Here is an 18283-nt window from a genome sequence, read left to right as displayed (position 1 = left end):
CCTATCGCGAAAAGCCGCCTTTTTCATCCGCAATGCGGTGGCCTAAAGCGGGATGAAAAGAGCGGCGTTCGCGATAGGGACTAAAAGACCAGCCGTGCCTGAAGGACGAAATAGGTCCTAGTATGAGGTCTTAGTCTAAAGCACTACAAAAACAAACGAGCTTTACTTCATCTGTACCCAAACCTCCCCCGCCTTCGTCCCTGGAATGCCTTCCTGATACTTCTTCATGCGTTGATTCCACTCGACTACGCGGGGATTGTTTTCGGTGGTTTTGGGGTCTAGCTTTTCCAGGCTTTCGCCTTTGGGTGTGCTGATGACCAGCATCAGTTGCCGCCCGTTTCGGAATAGCAACAGTTGCTGAAACTGGGCATTACAAAAGCCTTTCGAGACTTCCGGCCATTGTTCGAACTGCGTGGCGTGGTAATCGAGGTATTCCCGTTGCAGCTTCGGATCCGCGACGAGATTCGCCGTGAGGATCGTGTGCTCCCAGTCCTTCGCTTCGGATGCATCCGCACATTTTTTCCGGTTGAATTCGTAAAATAAGTCGTCGTAGGTTTTGATCATCACACCGGGAAACGCTGCTTTTAGCCGTTCGCGAAGCAGGTATACATCCTGAATTTTCTCAAAAATGACGTAGTGGTTTTCCCAACGGTACAAGGCCGTGGCGGGTACGTTCCCTTTCGCCATAACGGCCCGTAGTTTTTCCTCTTCCAGCGGCTGTGTCGCGATCAGTTCTACGATGACGGGTTTCTCTTCATTGATTTTCCAGTACGCATCCGGCTTTGAATTGTCTTTCAACAGATGCCGATACGGAGCTTCGAGTCCCGCCCGGTTTTTAATATTGTCGGGTACAGCGGGGCCGTTGTGTGCCCAGACGTTATTCGGGCCGTTGGCGTTTTGCAGGTACTTTTCCGTCGGCGTCCAGTTATCCCGAATCGTGAAATAAGCGGAGCCTTCGTCGGTGTACAGATAAAACCAGTGCTGCGGAATGTGGGCGTACGGGGCTTTGTAAATGCTGTCGATGGCGTTTTCGATGATCTGCGAACCGGGCTGGGCCGAAAGCGTGTAGATGGCCGCCACGTCGTACATGTGCTTGCCGTAGTGATGGATTTTGTTGGCCCGGATGCGGTTGTTTCGCATAACGTTAACGGTCGGCGTCCAGCCCCAGCCCATACTGATGCCGCTATAGCCGACTTCGTTGATTTCGTTGTGCTCGATGTTGAGATTCCGGGCAAAGCCCGCTCCAATGCCCACGCAACCCCAGTCTTCATTGGTTACGTTGGTAATCAGATTATTCCGGATACTTAACTGATTGCAGACTTCCCGTTCATCCTGGGGCTGATACGGCAAATGAGCTTCCACGGCTTCGTCGGAAAAAACGCCCGCCTGAATCCCCGTACCGCCAATATCCCGGAACAGATTTCCAGTGATGTGGTTGTGTTGAACGCCCCGGTGGTAGTCCAGCCCCGTAGAGGCCAGATGCTCGAACCGGCAGTTTCAAAACCCGTGTGCGTGGCGTAGGAAACTTCTACCGCTGCCGTAGGCCGCCCCACCCAGGCCTGATTTTCCAGCGTTTTTTTCTCGGGCGTACCCGGAATTTTCAACTTGTACGCATCCAGCATGTACAAACCCGCCTGATGCGGCACGTGCCCCTCCCGCGAGGGTCGCAACCAGCCCGTATGCTCGAAGGCAATGCCTTTGAACTGCACGTAAGAAACCGGATGATCGACGGTACCCGTCATGCGTACCAGCGTTTCAAGGTGCGGAGCGATGACTTCGGCGTTACTCAGGTTCTCGTCCGCTTTTGGATAGTAATAGAGTTTCTGCGTTCGGGTATCGAGGAACCATTCGCCGGGTTCATCCAGAAACTGAATCGCATTAGTTAGGTAATAGGCGGAGTTGCCCGTTTCTTTCGAAATCCAGGGAGCGGGCCAGGGATGTTCGGACTGAATCCGGCTTTCGGGCTGGTGAAAAAAGAGTTGGGCACTGTCGCCCTGCACTTCCATTTTCCGGACGCGTAAGGTTGCTACGGCCCACCACTGATGAATAAAGAATTCAAGTCCGTACGCCTGGGATAAGTCGCCGAACTTCGGAGCTGGAATCCAGCAGGTTTGTTCGGTTTTATTCCAGGACAAAATCCGGCTCATCGTTCCGTAGGGCGTATCCTTCGCCCGCGTAGCTTTCTGCCCATTCACCCATAGCTGTCGAAATTCAAAAGGTCGTCCACCGATGAAAGGAACGTCCGTCACCCAGACTTTTCCGGTACTGGCTTTAGGCAATCCCGGCACCGTTCCTTTCACTTTCTGCCAGCCCGTTAGCGTTACGCCGCCGCTCAGGACGGGCCTTTCGTTGGGAGCCGCTTCAATCCAGGTGGGACTTTCAGCCGTACCCGAATCTTCGGGCCGGAGGAAGACGGGTTCGTCCAGCGAATACCGTCCACCCGCCAGATAGATATGAGCTCCTGTGCGTACGGAAGGATCAGCCAACCGTCGTAATTCCCGGACTTTCCGCAAGGCCATCGTCAGACTCGCCAGCGGTTTTTCGCGGCTACCTACGTTTGCATCCGAGCCGGTGGTCGATACCCACACTTCGGCCTGTTGGGCGAAGCCTGGAATCGAAAGAAAGCAGATGAAAAGTAGTATGAAGCTAATTTTATGCATCGAAAGTACCTGGAGTTTTAAGTCCAGACTATTGATAATGAATCCTTTTGGGCTAATGGTTACGCCTGAAAAATGGATTTGAGATACGCCGTATTCGCTCCGAAATTTTTCTTTACGTTGCGGGGATCGTTGGCATCGCGGGACCGTTCGATGACAAGCCAGCCTTTCCAGCCCATGTCGTCGAGCGTTTGTTTGACCTTTTTCAGATCCAGTCGCTTGTTGTTTTCCAGCCATACACCATCCTCGTCGGTGCAATGAATCATGCAGATGCGTTTCTTGCCGAGAATCCGTAATTCTTCGAGCAGGTCGCGGCTGGCTTTCAGGGGATTGGAGAAGTTGAAGTAGCTTTGAATGTGTTTCGAGCCGATTTCGTCCAGTAACGCTACTTCCCCTTTGGCATCCAGGGACGTTTCAATCCCGATGACCACACCCGCTTTTTTCGCCATCTTCCCCACCACTTTCAACCGCTCCACAATCGCCGGACGCAGTTCCGGATTTTTAACCAGATCACCCTGCGTACCCAGGGGCAGAAAGGCAACCTTTACCTGCATGGCTTTCATGGTATCGATGCAGTCCTGCACCATTCGCTCGTAGGTCGGTCGCGTTGCAAAGCTTTGGGCGTAAAAGCCACTCATCGCCAGCGAACAGATTTCCAGTTTCAGTTCTTTGGCTTTATCCAGAAACTGCTGCCGCACCTCGGGTTTGGCAAGCTGACTATCGAAGGTTTCCCGATTCCCCAAGCCGCCCATATCCACTTCGAGTCCGTCGGCTCCAATGTCTTTGGTCAACTGAAAAGCCCCGAGTTTCTGCCGTTTCAGAATCATCAGATCCACCACGGCGATTTTGTACGCTTGTTTTTCTTTGGCAAACACCTCAAACGGCGAACCATACAGGGTCGTCAGCACTAAAGCCGACTGACCCAAAAACTGACGACGATTCAGGTTTTTCATGCTATTTCTTGCTTTTAACGATCTGCAACGCTTTATACGCAGGAGCAAACGGGCATTCATCACCAACCACCAGCCCCTATTTGAGTCCGATTTTCTGCTCCAGTTCCTCAAAACTCCGCACGGCATTCGCTGGTAGGTTCTCCCCTTTTTCACCGAATACATACATCGCCGGATACTTCTCGATCGTACATTTCGATTCGTCGAATTGGCCCGCTGCGTTTTTCACTTGCTTCGTATCCAGCTTGAACTGATCGGCCAGAAACTGGTACAGAGCCAGTCGTTTATTAATGCCGTAATCGTGCCCTTCTTCCGACAAATGGACGTTTTTGATCACCGCCGAAGGACCGTAGAATCCGTAGGTTCGTTGCAGGAAAGGAAACTCATGTTCGGGAACGTATTGGGTCCAGTCTTTGCCGTCGGAAATGACCAGTTGTGGACGCGGAGCCGCCATGGCTGCCATCTCCACGTTGTTGGTACCGTGGCCGCAGAGGTGCACGCCCATTCCACTCTCGCAGGGACAACCGCCGCTGTGGTACGAGGACGTCATAACCACGGGAACGCTCAAATCGATACGATCATCGAGAGCCGTCAGCAGCATCGTCTGGCTACCGCCACCCGAACCGCCCGTTACCGCGACGCGGGCCGGATCGGCATTTTTCTGGGTCAACAGCCAGTCGAGAATTCGCATCCCGTTCAGAATCTGAATCGTATTGGCCAGACTCCGACGGTGGTCGGCGGATTTGAATTGCAGCAGTGATTCTCCCCAGGCAAAGAGGTCGTAACTAAACGCCATCGCTCCCATTCGGGCCTGCATGGCACAGCGGTACTGGGAGTCAGAGCGGTAGCGTCCGTCGCCGAAATGACCGTCGGGATTGAGGATGACGGGCATTAGTCCTTTGGCATGCGTGGGTTTGTACAACGATCCGCAGACGTACATTCCCGGCAGAGTCTCAATGGCTACGTTTTCGACGGTGTATCCATCGAACGTTCGTTTGTTGGTAATGATGGGTTGGCTTTTCGGAGTCGCGGGTAGCTGGTCCAGCTTTAACGCCGCCCGCATGCAGCTTTTGAGTTCGGCTTTACGCATTTCCCAACTCGCCTGATCCTTGTATAGAGAGGCCAGATAGTCGAGCTGCTGCTTGCCTTCTCTGGGCGTTTTCAGATGATACTGAAAGGCCTGCAGTTTGTATTTTTTGTCGCCTTCCTTCGTAAATGTAATGTCCTGGGAGGCGAAGATATTCGTCATCGTCTGCTCGACATCGGGGCGAAACCGCCAGTCGGCGTAGGTAATCTGCCGATCCTTCACCAGGTCTTCAGGATACCGGATTTTTACCGCGTACTGGGTTTCGATTTCCTGAATCACCTCTTTCAAGGGTTTCCGGAATGCATCGTCGGAGCTTTGAGCGTAGGTTTTCGCCCCCAGCAGCAGGAGTAAAACAAGGATTCGTTTCATGGTTGTAGAGGATTCATTTCGTGGATTCAAACCGTTCCGATCGGTTTATCCGTCTTTCGTCATCTCGCCGCCCTGCGGTGGCGTATAGCCTTTGATCGACGGCCAGACGCCATCTTTGATCGGAATGAGTTTCATCTTTTTCGGGTCGATCACGGCGTGTTTGATTTTCTGGCGACGCCAGGTATACACGACGTGAATGAGTCCGTCTGACGTCTGAATGATCGACGGATAGGAATACTGACTGATGGGTGAGTCTTCGATAATCACCGCCGCCGACCAGTTTTTGCCGTCTTCGGAAATGGAGAGGTTCAGGGGCGTTCGCGGGCCTTTGGCTTTGTCGCCCGGTGGCAGCACGTGGTTATACACCAGGGCCTGCCGACCGTCTTTCAGCGTGACGGCATCGGTACCGGAGTTGTTGTTGGGCAGATTGGTTTTCGCCAGCGGCGACCAGGTTTCCCCGTTGTCGTTCGACCAGGATTCCAGAATAGCCCGGTCTCTGCTGCGGGCCAGAATCTGTAGCTTGCCTTTTCCGTGTTTGAGGATGCTGGGCTGAATGGCGTTGAGCGTTTTTCCGTCGTTGATCGGTCCGACTTTCCGCCAGGTTTTTCCCTGATCCTTGGTTACTTCAAAATGAATTTTCCAGCCCTTGCCTTCGGTGCTGGTCGGGCAAAACAGGTTGCCATTTTCCAGTAAGACGGGTTTGTTTTTGACGGGTCCGATATAGCCTTCGGGTAAGGATTTCGCCGCTGACCAGGTTAGGCCCCCGTCCGATGAGGTTTTCATCCAGCCCTGCCATTTACTCGGACTCGGACCGATTTTGTAGAATAACAGCAGCTCTCCGTTAGGTATCTGGTACAGCACCGGGTTCCAGGTGGGATACCGCAGGGTATCGTTTACGATGCCATTAGCGACGTTTTGGGGAGTCGTCCACTGCCCTTTTTCCAGCCGACTGACGTAGATACAGACGTCCGGATTCCGCTCTTTCGTCCCCCCGAACCAGGCCGTTACCAGACCTTTGGGCGTTTCGACGATGGTGGCCGAGTGGCTTTCCGGGAACGGGGCCGTCTCAAAGATGGCTTCGTGTTTGACTACGCCGCTCTGCCATTTTTCGACCTGGGCCTGGGTTAAATGGGCGGTCAGCAGACCACCCGCCAGGAGTAGGTAGGTTTGGAACGTTTTCATGGTTTGTTGTTGCTATGCCGGATTTTCATTGGTTTCCGGGGTTTCTGTTTCTTTGGGTTTGGGGGATTTTGCCGTCCCGTCCCCGGGTTTCACCCGGGGATATGTACGTTGAAGTCCTTCGGCCTTCTTATTTCGTCCGCCATTGGGACCGAACCCCGGAGGGGTTCAATCTGATTAGCCCGGGGTTACAACCCCGGAGAGGGCATTGGTCTCCGGATTCGTCTCCCCGGGTTCCACCCGGGGCTATGCACATTGAAGTCCTCCGGACTTCTTACTTCGACTTTCCCTGGGATCGGATCCTGAGATTAGGTCTACGGATATCCCCGATAAGTCACGGGTTAACCTCAAACCGATACGTTCCCGAACCCACCTCCAGCACTACGCGATCGCCTTCTTTCTTTACCAACTTCACCCCTTCCACGGCCGTCACCTTTTTGCCGTTTTCTTTGATTTCATCCACGGAGCGGGCGGGGATATAGACTTGTGCTTGGGCATTGCCCGGAACTTGAATCAACCAGTTCAGCTGTCCTTTTTCTTTCTTCCAGGTGGACTGAATCAATCCGTAGCCCGAGCGGTACGAGGCGTCTACTTCCGTCAGTCCTTCCGGAAAATCCGGTTTCATTTCAATGACTTTGAAACCCGGTGTCTGAGCCTTAATTCCGGCGATATGCTCGTAGTACCAAATCAGTAAATCCCCCAGCAACATCACATGATTGGCCGAATTCATTTCCGGATTGGCCGTATTGCCGTTCCATAATTCCCAAATCGTGGTAGCACCGTTTTCCACCATGTAGCCCCAGCTCGGATAATCGCGGTTGGTTGCCAGCATATAGGCCAGATCGGGCCGACCGTGCTGAGCCAATCCCCGCATGAGCCACTGCGTACCAATCACGCCCGTACTAATGTGCGATTTCTGCTCCTTCACGATCTTATTGACGATACTAGCAAACACCTGCGACTGTTGTTTCTCGGGTACAATGTCGTACATCAGTGGCAGCAAATTCGCCGTGACTGTATTGTTGCTGTACTGACCCGTAGAAGCCTGAAAGAATTTCTCATTAAAGGCTTTTTTCATCACCGCTGCCTGTTGCTCGTACGCCCGAGCCTCTTCTGGTTTCTGTAGCAACTGAGCAAATTGCTGCATCAAATCCAGCAGACCGACGTACGTAGCTGAAGCCAGCAGCACGCCATCCGTTTGCAGAGCCGGGTCTTTGGCGTGGATGAGCTCTTTCGATTCGGGCGGTACGCACCAGTCGCCGTATTTATCCTTGGTAACGAGTCCGTCTTTGGTGTACTGAGCAGCCATGTAGGCCATCCATTTCTGCATCGAGGGATAATGTTTCCGTATCGATTCCGTGTCGCCAAACTGCCGATACAGCATGTTTGCCACCATCAGGTACGTACCTGGCCAGGTCACGTTGTCGCTGTAGTACCGCCAAAAGGCCGGAGCGACGTCGGGGATACTGCCATCGGCTTTCTGGGCCTGCTGAATATCATCCAGCCACTTGGCGTACAACCGACTGTTATCAAACAGAAAACTCTCTCCGTACGCCCCCGTGCTCCGGTCGCCCAGCCAGGGTTGTCGCTCGTTGCGTTGCGGACAATCGACGGGCATTCCTTTGTAGTTACTCCGAATGCCCCAGTACGCATTTTTGAAAATCTGGTTTAGCGTTGGGTTGGAAGAGGTGAACGTACCAATCGTCGGTATATCATCATAGACCACGCGTCCTTCAAAATTTTCGAGTTTGGGTACGCCCGGAAAACCTGTAATTTCCACGTATCGAAACCCGTGGTACACAAACGTCGGCTCCCAGGTTTCCGTACCGCCGCCTTTCAGCGTGTACACGTCCGTCACTTTGGCATCGCGGAGGTTGCGGACGAACAGTTCGCCGTTTTCCTGCAACGTTTCGGCAAAGCGGAGTTTGATCCGATCACCGCGTTTACCCTGTACCTTCAGCCGAACCCAGCCCGCCAGATTCTGACCCATATTCAGCACGTAACCACCCGTTTTTAAAGGTTTGATCGATACGGGTTTTACTGTCTCCATCACCTTCATGTTTTCATTCATCTGGCTTCGTAGCTCCGCCCGGCTCCTGCACAAATTCCGCTTTCAGCCACTTCTGATCGTTGAAACCTGCGGTACTCCATCCCGGCAGTTCTTTCGTCGCGTCGTACTCTTCGCCGTCGTATTCGTTGTTGGTACGAATCGGGCCGTCGGCCGTGGCTCTCCAGGAATCATCGGTTGTGATCCACTCCGTCGAGCCATCGGCATAGGTTAATACCAGATTCAGCAGCAGTTTTGGGTAACCAAACGTCTTGATTTTGTAAGGTTTATAGGCCTGCCGCATCGTGTAGTAACGGCCGTTACCCAAAATAGTCCCGATGGCATTTTTACCCGATTTCAGTAGTGCAGTAACGTCGAAAGTATTGTACTTGACGCCCTGCGTGTAATCCGTTGGAGCGGGAGCCAGGACTTGGTCGCCTACTTTCTGTCCGTTCAGGTAGAGTTCGTACAAACCCAGTCCGATGATGTATACCTTCGCCCGTTTGATTTCTTTTTTCGGGGTAAACTCCTTGCGGAAATACCGGGCCGACAGGCGGGAAAACTGCGTTTCCGTATCCCAAGGAAAGGCCCGATCCAGCCCAATCCAGCGACCTTTCCAGTCAACTGCGTAGAGCTGCCCCACGCTGAAATGCTGCGGCGTACTCCAGTCACTTTCGCCCTGATTGGTCCAGATTTTCACTTTCCAGAACGCCTCGGTCCGGCTTTTCAACGTTTTCCCCTGATACGGATTCTGGATACTCTGGTCGGCATTTACTTTTCCCGAATTCCAGAGATCGCCTTCATTCGCCGCCAGTTTTTCTTCACTCGAAGCGACCAGAATCTGGTAAGCCGTCTGGTGCAGATTTCGTTGCTCGCCCGTGAGTTGCCAGTTGAAACGGGGCTGTCGGGCATCGATTCCTTCCGGATTCACGCGTCCCTCGATTCGCAGGTCACTGACCCGCAAAGCCGTTGGTTTCTGATCGAAGGCGAACAGAAAAAAAGGCAGCAGCAGGAGTAGTACGTAGCGTTTCATGGTATCTGTTAAACGTTCGAGAGGCTAAGGTGATCTGTTTGCATACCGTATTGCTTTCCCGAGCATGTACTAATTTTTTCCGGAGAAATTGAAATAGACCGTGAGCACCTTCGCCCGCATCGGTTCTTTTTCGTAATCGTAGTAAATGTGTTTCATCCCCATCGGCCCGGTTGTTTCGGGCTTCTGGGTTTTGGTACCGATGCCCGAAATACCCTGCATGAACGACAGATCACCCGAAGGGAAGGTCATTTGTACGTTGTTGTACTCATCCACAATCGGTTTGGGCGTGAATAGTCGGAAAAACAGATCTTCGTCCGGCGTAACCACCGTCAGCGGCTGGCCCTTCGTTTCGAGCTGCATCCAGTACAGGTTGGAATGATAACCCTTGAATTCGGGGTACGTCAGCGGCGGCTCACCCGTCGAAGTAGTATTGTACGCCTTTTCCCAGACACCCAGCTGGTTGCCTTTCATGCGGTTTTTCCAGACTCGGTACGGACCGTTGCCCATCCAGCGAACGGACTTCGCCTGTTCTTCCGGAAACGAAAAGTTCACCCCCACCAGATTCGTAAAGTAAGCTCCGGGGAAGTACTTCACCTGCATTTTTACCCAGCCGGAGGGGTAAATCGTCCATTGCAGCGTATTGTAACTGTTTTTACGATCGAAGGTCGATTCGATGATGACGTTCTTGCCTTCGGTGCGTCGGGTGAAGCTCTTGAAGTTATTCACGCCTTCCTGGAGCACTGGACCATTCGTCAGCGGAATCACGCCCGAACCGTTTTTAACCTGCTGAATCCGGCCATTGCCTTTGTGCAGCACGAGCTGCATGCCATTCGCCGAAAGTGTGTAGAGTGAGTCGGTTTCGCTGATCTGTACGTTGCCCGTTCCCTCCGTTTTGACCACCGTCGCGGCGATTTTTTCGGGTAAAGAGATGGGGAAGCTCCAGGTAAAGAGTTCTTTTTTCTGCGGATCGAAAGCCGTAATATACAGTACGTCAAAGCTCTGCCAGTGGGCCGGAAGATTCGCCCGGATCGTCCCTTTTTCCAGCGGTTTCAGCGAAGGTGCGGTCACGGTAAAGCTCTGTTCGCTGGCCTTAGTCGTACCAAAAGCCGTTTTCACGAGTTTCCCCGAAAAGGAACATTGATTGATATTTGTGAAATGATACCGGTTTTCGATGGTGAACGTCCCGTCGAAACCCTCGGCGATTTCCCGGCGTTCGATCTTGATCGGTGACCAGACCTGTTTGATGGTGAAGAAACTGCCTTCTTTTTCGCGATACGAACCCACAATGCCATCGGCGGCGTGGTTGCCGTCGGTATCCAGGATGCCGTTTTTGTCGGTACGGATGACGCCATTGTCCGCGAAATCCCAGAGAAAGCCCCCCGCCGACAGCGGATTCTGCCACATGGCTTCCCAGTAATCTTCAATGCCTGCCCCGTGGCCGCCGTCGTACATGCCGTGCAGAAATTCCGTCGGCATTACAATTTCATGGCCCAGGTCATAGCTGCCAATGCCGTAGTTGTATTCCCGGTAATGCTGGGTATCGAAACCGCCGAATACCTCCCAGGCGTGAATGACGGGGCGTTTCTGAATATCTTCCTTCGCAAACAGCGGATCAAGATCGTAATTGTGTCCCCCTTCGTTGCCGTTAATCCAGAAGATCACGGAAGGGTGATTAACGTCGTGCGTAACGAGTTCGTGCAGCAGTTTGGTACCCGTCGGGGTGTCGTAGTTGCCGTGCCAGCCCGCCAGCTCGTCGAACACAAACAAGCCGAGCGAATCGCAAACGTCAGGAAATGATCGTCCGGCGGATAATGCGACATCCGCACGGCGTTCATGTTCATTTCCTTCATCAGGTTCACGTCTAGTACACTCAGCTTTTTGTTCATTGTACGACCGGATGTCGGCCAGAACGAATGCCGGTTCACGCCCTTGAATTTTACTTTCGTACCGTTGACGTAGACGCCGTCGCGTTTCCGGACTTCGACGGTACGGAAGCCGAACTTTTCCTGAAGGGTATGAAGCGTCTTTCCGTTTTGAACCAGACTAAGCTCCACCCGGTAACGCGTGGGCGTTTCGGAAGTCCAGAGTGACGGGTTGTTGACCTTCGTCTGAATCGTAACCGATGCCTGATTCGGGGATACTTTCGCTCCGAAGGGCGTACCCACTTTCTGGCCGGTCAGCGTGTACAGCTGAGCTTTGATTTCGCTGGCTTTCGTTACATCACCCAGCTTTACTTCGGCCTTGAAGGCCCCCGTCGCCGGAGCGTCGATGGCTACGTGTTCGATGTGTTCGACCGGAAGAATTTCCAGCCAGACGGGACGGAAAATACCTCCGAAAATCCAGAAATCGCCCTTCCGCTCAGCCGCGTTGACCGACGCATTGGCGGAGTGTTTGGAAACGGTGACTTCGAGTAGATTATCCGCTCCGTATTTAAGCTGATTGGTTACATCGTACTTGAAGGCGTAGTAGGAACCTTCGTGTTTGGGGCCCGCCGACGTACCGTTGATTTTCACTTCGGTATCGGTCATGACGCCTTCAAACACTAGGTTGATTTTTTTATTCTTCCAGGCCGCCGGAACCGCAAACGTATACTTGTACAAGCCCTGTTCCCGGCCTTTCGAGCTGTCGCGGTTAAAGCCGTAATTGTACTTCCCGAAGCCCTGTAATTCCCAGTTGGAAGGTACAGGAATGGTCGTCCATTTACCGGAATTCTGCCCAGCAGTACAATAAAACTGCCAGTTAACGGTCTGGTCGCTGCCCGTACCCGACAAATAGTGTTTGCGGGTCTGCTGAGCCTGAGCCAGCGACACCAGCCAGATGCTTAGGAATAAGAGGTAGAAACTTGTACTTTTCATGCTTTCAATACTGGCTTTCGTTCACGTTCCGAAAGCGTTAAACTGCTAGAAATCGATGCAAATCCTTACGGCCGACGGGTCCGAAAGGGTCGGGCGGGTAAACCCGCCTGGTTGAACAGATTCGGTTGAGCCCGCTCGTACCAGCCAAAGCGGACAGCTTCCGGATTTTTGACTTGCGGTGCTGATACCACGACCGTGTTGCCCTGAATTTCGGCCTGAGCGGGTACGAACACCTGATCTTTCCCGGCAATTTCGAAGTCGCGTAACGGTTTTCCATCCTGACTCATCAGTCCCTCGGCGTGCTCGAAATACAGCTGTAGCGTACCTTTTTTCTTTTTCAGTTTCTGGAAGATCGGTCCGGTATACGCTACGTCTTTTTTCTGATACGTTTCGTGCAGAGCCACCAGGGCCAGCCGCCGACCGATTTCCCATTTGTAGGGCGGGTGAATGTCCGTCAGGCTATCGGCCAGATCGGTTGTGATGATCATACCCGTATGCGGCAGTTGTAGTATCTTCTCCTGAGCTTCCCGAAATTCCGGTAAAGACGCTTTCGTCAACGGAGCTTTGTTGCCCTTCGATTCGCTGTAGGTGAAGGGAGCCAGTTGCACGTAGTAGAAGGGTAAATCCTGAGCACCGAACGCTTTACGCCAGCTGTCGATCAGCGTTTTCATTTTCTGCGTATAGCTTTCGGTTTCGTTCAGAAAACAGTTGCTTTCGCCCTGATACCACAAAAATCCCCGAAGTGTGAGCAGAGCCAGCGGACGAATCATAGGTTCGTAAAACTTTCCGGGTTCTCCTTCGATTTTCTGATTGCGGAAATAGGCATTTTCCTGAAAAGCCCGTTCGGCAATCCAGGGTTCGATGCGACTGCCGGGAACGGCGGAAGCAATGACGCCCACGGGTACGCCTAGTTCCTGCTGGAGTTTTTCGCGAAAAGTACGCCGGAGCGGAGAAGGATCGCAGGGCGGAGTCTTTCGCCATGCTCCAGCCCGCGTGCGTCGAATCGGGTTTGGGTAAGGTTTTGCGATTGACGAGGAAAAGACGGATTTCGGGATTATCGGCCCGTTCGAGTTCATTTACGGGGTCGGGCCACTCGCCTACGGCTTTCCAGGGTTTGACCTTGCTGTTTTTCCGCATGGTAAATTCCATGTTCGACTGTCCGGAACACAGCCAGACTTCCCCCACAAGCACGTCTTTGAGTACGATGGTATTCCTGCCCTGAATCGTCAGGTCTCTCGGCTGACTGGAGGCCGCCAACGGTTTCAGGCGGAGTTTCCAGTGCCCCGAAGCATCGGCGGTGGTTCGTTCGTTCTGATCCGCGAAGCCTACCGTCACAACTTCTCCCGGCGAGGCCTGTCCCCAGACGAAGACGGGCTTTTCCCGCTGCAGGACCATGTGATGCCCCCAAATGCGAGGCAGCACGACGTCAGCCTGAGCGGTGACGTGGAGCAGTAGGACCAGAAGTAGAACAAGGTATCGCATGACGTTTACGAATGAAAATGGAGGTACTGGACTGGGATTGCAGGTTCCCCAGATTGAAATCCGGCGTTAATGAATGGATCAGTCCTACGGACTTTATTAGCCAAATCGTAGAAAATCATCTCTTCCATTCTTCTTTCAACTCTTGATTCAACGAAACCCAACATGATCCATCAACCATTAATTAACCACTAACCCTACTCCCCCTCCGCCCGGAACGACCGAATCTCATACACCGCTTCCGGGTCCGTTTTTCCGGCGTCGGGCAGGTCATAGTTCTGATCGGTGGGCGTATCGGCGTTGGGAAAGCGGCGTACCGTTCCCGTCCGGAAGAGTACTTTTTTGAAATACGGTACCGGAGCGAAAAACAGCTTCAGTCCCTTAGGCTGACCGTTGACGGAAAGGGTATACATTCGTTTGCTACAGTCCAGCTCCAGTTTGAGCGTATAGGCTTTTCCGGCTTCGTACTTCATCACGGCCGATTCCCGATACCCGACTTTTGCTTTCAGTGTACTGTCGGCGTCAAAAATCAGGCGGGCGGCGGCCTGTCCATTCGGTCCCTGTAATTCGATGTGCAGCACGCCGGTATGACTCTGCCGGGGCACCACGGTAAACTCAATCGTCGGTTTCCGCGATTCAGCGATTACCCGTTCCGCCGTAGCGTAATCAAAATGATCTTTATCCCGCATAATCAGAGCCTTCTTGTCTTCAGTCCCCTTTTCTACCGTGACCCGAGCCTCTACGGGACTGTAGATATTCCAGGAACTCAGTTCTTTTCCGTCGGGCATTTCATCAAAGACTTCCCGAACGGAGCCCGTTACATCGGCCGTCACCGGAACGGGCACTTTGGCTACCCAGAGGTCTTCCTTGTTCATGCTGTAAGTCAGCCACAGATTTCCGTCAGGCGGCGTACCGTTGCCTTCTTCAATGCCCCGAACGTACTGCGGTCCGTAGGATTTGTAATTGCCGCCGTACCGCATCGGTGTAATTTCACCCGTTACCAGCCATAAGTTTTTGTAATTCAGACCATCCGTACTGGTCGAAATCGCCAGCGGCCAGCGAAATTCAGAAGGATTGTAAACGGTAGCGTAATGGCCATCGGAAGTCCGCTGCCCCCAGATTTTGGCGTTACTGTTCACAAAACCGGGTGCCCGCAAGGGATTGTACTGCCAGCTTTTCCCTTCGTTGGCACTAACCGAAGTCAGGGCGTGTTTCCAGAGCCCGACGACCTTGCCGTTGGGCAAATGGTAGTAACTAAACGCCTTGACTTCCTTTTTAAGCGGAATCAGCGGATCATTGCGGTCGGCTTCTTCCACCCATTGCTGCATCATCAGGGGCGTCGCGAGCAGCTCGGTACAGGCCTCCACAAATCCCTTATCCTTACTGCTGGTATACAGCGGATACGTGTTTTGATCCAGTTTCCAGGAAGCATTCGGACGAATGAAATAGATAGGTCCGTACGTTCCGTCTTTGTATACTTCCCGAACCACGCGGCCGATACCCTGCCCATCGTTGGGATCATCTTTGGCGTCCATCGCAATGCCGTAATAGGCCAGCGTTAACAGTCGTTTGTTTTTCGCGACGAAAAAGCCCATCCGCTGGTGCATCACCGCGTACAGATCCTTGGCAACTCCGGGATGCTTTTTCTTGGAAAAGCCATCCGGCACTTTATACGGGGGAAAGATTACGACGGGCTTTGACCAATGATAGCCGTCTTTGGAGGTCAATAGCAGCGTCTGGCCCGGCGGGATGTGTTCGCCCACCGGGTCACTCAGGTATTGCAGGTAAAACGTGTTGTTCCAGTACGCCAGCATGGGGGCGTGGTTGTAGGTCCAGTTGTTTTCGGGGTTCTCGCGATTGGCCCGAAAAACCTGAATGTTGTGTACGCCCACGGCTGCATTCAACTGCCCGTGGTGGTAATCCACGTTCGAAAGCGTCGTGCCTACGTAGCGAACCGTGTCCTGAGCACTCACACTCGTGATCAGCAAGCCCAGGGCTAGGGTACAAAGGCTTTTCATCGCTGTAATCCTTTCAAAATGTTGCGGTCTACTTTCAAAATAGTCCCGTGTTTATGGCCTTCAGGAACGCTCACTTTGGCTTTCCGAAAGCTTTTAAAGTCTTTGGTTTCGACGGCTTCGTAGGTTTTCGTTCGGTACGAATCGAAGTAAATCAGCCACTTATCCTTCACTTTCACCACGGAAGGTCCTTCGGTGAAGGGATCAGTAAAAGGCTCCGAAACGTTCGTGTACGGCCCGGTGGCTCGTTTGCCAAAGGCGACTTTGAGGTTTCGGTTGGGCCGGGTATTGTCTTTCAGTACCAGCACGTAATCGTCCTTTTTTCGTTTCACAATAACGGCGTCAATGACACTAAACGCCGGATCGAGGAAAAGTTGCGTCGGCGAAAACGTCTTAAAATCGTAGGTCGTTGTGTAGTACATCCGGTGGTTATTATCCTCGTCCTCTACGCCCCGGGCAAACCGGTGCGGAATCGTGGACGCCCAGATGATAACGAACTGTCCCGTCTCCTCATCCATAAAAACTTCCGGAGCCCAGACGTTCACCGTGGCCGCTTCGTGTTCCATCACCGGAATGAAGCGTTGTTCCGACCAGTGGATCAGGTCCTTTGAACTGGCGTATCCGAACCCCTTATCACCCTTCCAGCTACAGGTCCAGACCAGGTGAAACGTGCCGTCTTTACCCCGCACCATCGATGGGTCCCGCATGACTTTCTGCGTACCCACTTCGGGCTTCAGGAATACCTTATTCAGATCCTTCCACTGATGGCCGTCGAGGCTGTACAATAGCCGCAAGCCTTTATTAGCGGGTTCGTGAAAAGACGTAAAGAGGAACGTGTCCCGGGTACACGAACTCAGGCATAGCCACAGGCCAATCATCCAGGCTACCTGCTTCATACCTTGTTGATTACCAGTACCCAATCGTTTCCATCTTTGGGTTCGCCCGGTGGATTAAATTCCTGCACGCCCTGATTGCTCACTTCGCCAATTTCGGTGTACTTCCCATCGCGGGGACTGTACCAGGAAGCCTTCACTTTAGCTCCCGGAATTTTACCCATGTTCAGCCTGAAAGTCCGACCCGTATAGGTGTAGACTAACGCGTAATCCGTACCGCGACTGGCCGTCAGATAATTATACCGTTCACCCTGATCGGCCACGAGCGATTGATCCGGTACGCGGTCAAAGTACGATTTGGAAAGCAGCAGGTTTTTCAGGTGAATCATTTGACCCGCACCCTCGACGTCTACGGCTTTGTCCCAGGTAAGTTTAGGGCCGTACGAGCTTCCCGACGTATCGTCCGTGCGGTGCATCTGCATGACTTCGTTGTCGCCGTAGGTATACCCGAAGGCTCCGGCCAGCACCGACCAATACCCGTAGCGACGCACGTCGGCAGCCGTCCAGCGGGGCTGTTTGACATCGTGCAGACCGTGCGGAATGCCCTCGTACGAAGGCTCACCATCGATAACGGGTTTGACGGGTTTCCGGGCGTAATCGGCCTGAATGAATCGCCAGTTGTCTTCGCCGTGGTGCCATTTATCGTTGCGGGAAGTATCCTGAGCATAGGTGCGGTGCCCCGACTGTACCATGTTAAAATCCATCCATTTTTCGGCGTGAAACCAGTCCGAGGACGTGTACCGGCCCCGGGGATGGTAGGTAATCAGGTGATTGGGATCTTTTTCCCGAAGCGTCGTACCGATGGCCTTCCAGACGTCCAGTCCGTCGCTCCCTTTGATGTCACCGCCATTCAGCCAGATGATGTTTTTGCGATCTTTATACCGGTTGGCCAGGAATTCGGCGTAGAGTTTCGCGTCCTCCGGCTTCACTTTGCCAGACTTCACGTTCGACCCCCAGATGGGTACGAGAGCCATGTAGATGCCTTTTTCGGCGGCTTTATCAATCACATAATCCACGTGATTCCAGAAGTCGTACTCTTCGGGTTTAGTGGGGTCATCGCCGTTTTCAACCCGCGTCGTCGCTACGTTTTTGTTCACCAGGGCCGAATCGCCGTATACGTTTTTAGCTCCCAACGTATGCAGTACCATCACCTGAATAACATTGAAGCCTTTCTGTTTCCGGTTTTCAAGGTACTGATCGGCCTGTTCGCGGTTGAGTTTTGTAAAGAGCAGCCAGCCCGTATCGCCCAGCCAGAAAAAAGGCTCGTTATCGTCTTTGGTGGCCAGAAAGCGGCCGTTGTCCGATACCTTCAGTAAGCTCAGTGCGTTGGGTTTCTCGTCTTTTGCTTGTTCTCCTTTAGACTGACAGGCGGCCAACAGGGCCACCATGCCCAGAAATAGCCCTATTTTTTTCGTCATGACTATACGCAATTAATGGTCAGGCTTGGTATTATTCACTTTTACCAATGAATCTTACTAGAACAGACGCTCCCTTGAAAGGCTCTCCCCTATTGCCTTTTCTAACCAGAAAAATGCCTTTCTGACCTCAGAGGGCCATTTTTCAAACATAGAGGAGTAAACCCATGCGTACGTTGTAAGAACTTAGCATAGTTCTATACGATACTTTCCTGAGAGGGCGGTTAGACGGATTATTTTTTTTTGAAACATTTCAGCTCACCCCGATTTAAAACCGTCATGGAATGATCGGGGTGGAATGGTT

Annotated in this window: 13 protein-coding genes; all 13 read right to left on the bottom strand. The window is 52.8% G+C overall.

What is annotated here, in order from left to right; genetic code table 11:
- Positions 1 to 162 precede the first annotated feature (162 nt).
- The 13 genes from BWI93_RS28225 to BWI93_RS13415 all read right to left on the bottom strand — a co-directional run bounded on the left by BWI93_RS28225 (position 163) and on the right by BWI93_RS13415 (position 17982).
- On the bottom strand, positions 163 to 1362 hold the full coding sequence (locus BWI93_RS28225; RefSeq protein ID WP_217902275.1) for an L-rhamnose mutarotase: 1200 nt from the start codon (positions 1360 to 1362) through the stop codon (positions 163 to 165).
- The gene (locus BWI93_RS28220; RefSeq protein WP_217902274.1) at positions 1305 to 2660 is read right to left on the bottom strand and encodes a hypothetical protein; all 1356 of its coding nucleotides are present in this window, start codon (positions 2658 to 2660) and stop codon (positions 1305 to 1307) included. Before BWI93_RS28220 ends, BWI93_RS28225 begins: the two co-directional genes overlap by 58 nt.
- 59 nt (positions 2661 to 2719) lie before the next feature.
- Positions 2720 to 3610, bottom strand: a complete 891-nt coding sequence (locus BWI93_RS13455) for a sugar phosphate isomerase/epimerase (protein WP_094812131.1) — start codon at positions 3608 to 3610, stop codon at positions 2720 to 2722.
- Positions 3611 to 3686: 76 nt separating this feature from the next.
- Entirely contained in the window at positions 3687 to 5063 is a 1377-nt protein-coding gene (locus BWI93_RS13450) for a DUF4974 domain-containing protein (RefSeq protein WP_094812129.1), read from the bottom strand.
- A gap of 45 nt (positions 5064 to 5108) precedes the next feature.
- Complete coding sequence (locus BWI93_RS13445) at positions 5109 to 6245, bottom strand: exo-alpha-sialidase (RefSeq protein WP_094812127.1); 1137 nt, start codon at positions 6243 to 6245, stop codon at positions 5109 to 5111.
- Positions 6246 to 6576: 331 nt separating this feature from the next.
- Positions 6577 to 8292 carry a family 78 glycoside hydrolase catalytic domain gene (locus BWI93_RS28215; protein WP_217902273.1) on the bottom strand — a complete coding sequence of 572 codons (1716 nt, stop codon included), beginning with the start codon at positions 8290 to 8292 and terminating at the stop codon, positions 6577 to 6579.
- A gap of 13 nt (positions 8293 to 8305) precedes the next feature.
- On the bottom strand, positions 8306 to 9322 hold the full coding sequence (locus tag BWI93_RS28210) for an alpha-L-rhamnosidase N-terminal domain-containing protein (protein WP_217902272.1): 1017 nt from the start codon (positions 9320 to 9322) through the stop codon (positions 8306 to 8308).
- Between the two features lie 69 nt (positions 9323 to 9391).
- Positions 9392 to 11083 (bottom strand): glycoside hydrolase family 2 TIM barrel-domain containing protein, encoded by a 1692-nt coding sequence (locus tag BWI93_RS28205; RefSeq protein ID WP_255157855.1) that lies wholly within the window; start codon positions 11081 to 11083, stop codon positions 9392 to 9394.
- Positions 10981 to 12177 (bottom strand): glycoside hydrolase family 2 protein, encoded by a 1197-nt coding sequence (locus BWI93_RS28200; RefSeq protein ID WP_217902270.1) that lies wholly within the window; start codon positions 12175 to 12177, stop codon positions 10981 to 10983. Before BWI93_RS28200 ends, BWI93_RS28205 begins: the two co-directional genes overlap by 103 nt.
- Before the next feature lie 65 nt (positions 12178 to 12242).
- On the bottom strand, positions 12243 to 13253 hold the full coding sequence (locus BWI93_RS13430; protein ID WP_217902269.1) for a sialate O-acetylesterase: 1011 nt from the start codon (positions 13251 to 13253) through the stop codon (positions 12243 to 12245).
- A gap of 600 nt (positions 13254 to 13853) precedes the next feature.
- Complete coding sequence (locus BWI93_RS13425) at positions 13854 to 15674, bottom strand: six-hairpin glycosidase (protein WP_094812125.1); 1821 nt, start codon at positions 15672 to 15674, stop codon at positions 13854 to 13856.
- A complete protein-coding gene (locus tag BWI93_RS13420) occupies positions 15671 to 16567 on the bottom strand; it encodes a glycoside hydrolase family 43 protein (RefSeq protein WP_094812124.1) in 897 nt (298 codons plus the stop codon). Before BWI93_RS13420 ends, BWI93_RS13425 begins: the two co-directional genes overlap by 4 nt.
- Positions 16564 to 17982, bottom strand: a complete 1419-nt coding sequence (locus BWI93_RS13415) for a glycoside hydrolase family 140 protein (RefSeq protein ID WP_094812122.1) — start codon at positions 17980 to 17982, stop codon at positions 16564 to 16566. Before BWI93_RS13415 ends, BWI93_RS13420 begins: the two co-directional genes overlap by 4 nt.
- Between the last annotated feature and the right edge of the window lie 301 nt (positions 17983 to 18283).

The sequence above is a fragment of the Siphonobacter sp. BAB-5385 genome, from assembly GCF_002261125.1.
In the GTDB taxonomy this organism is placed as follows: Bacteria; Bacteroidota; Bacteroidia; order Cytophagales; family Spirosomataceae; genus Siphonobacter.
Note: the sequence above shows the minus strand (reverse complement) of the source record. Positions and strands in the feature narration are given on the sequence as shown.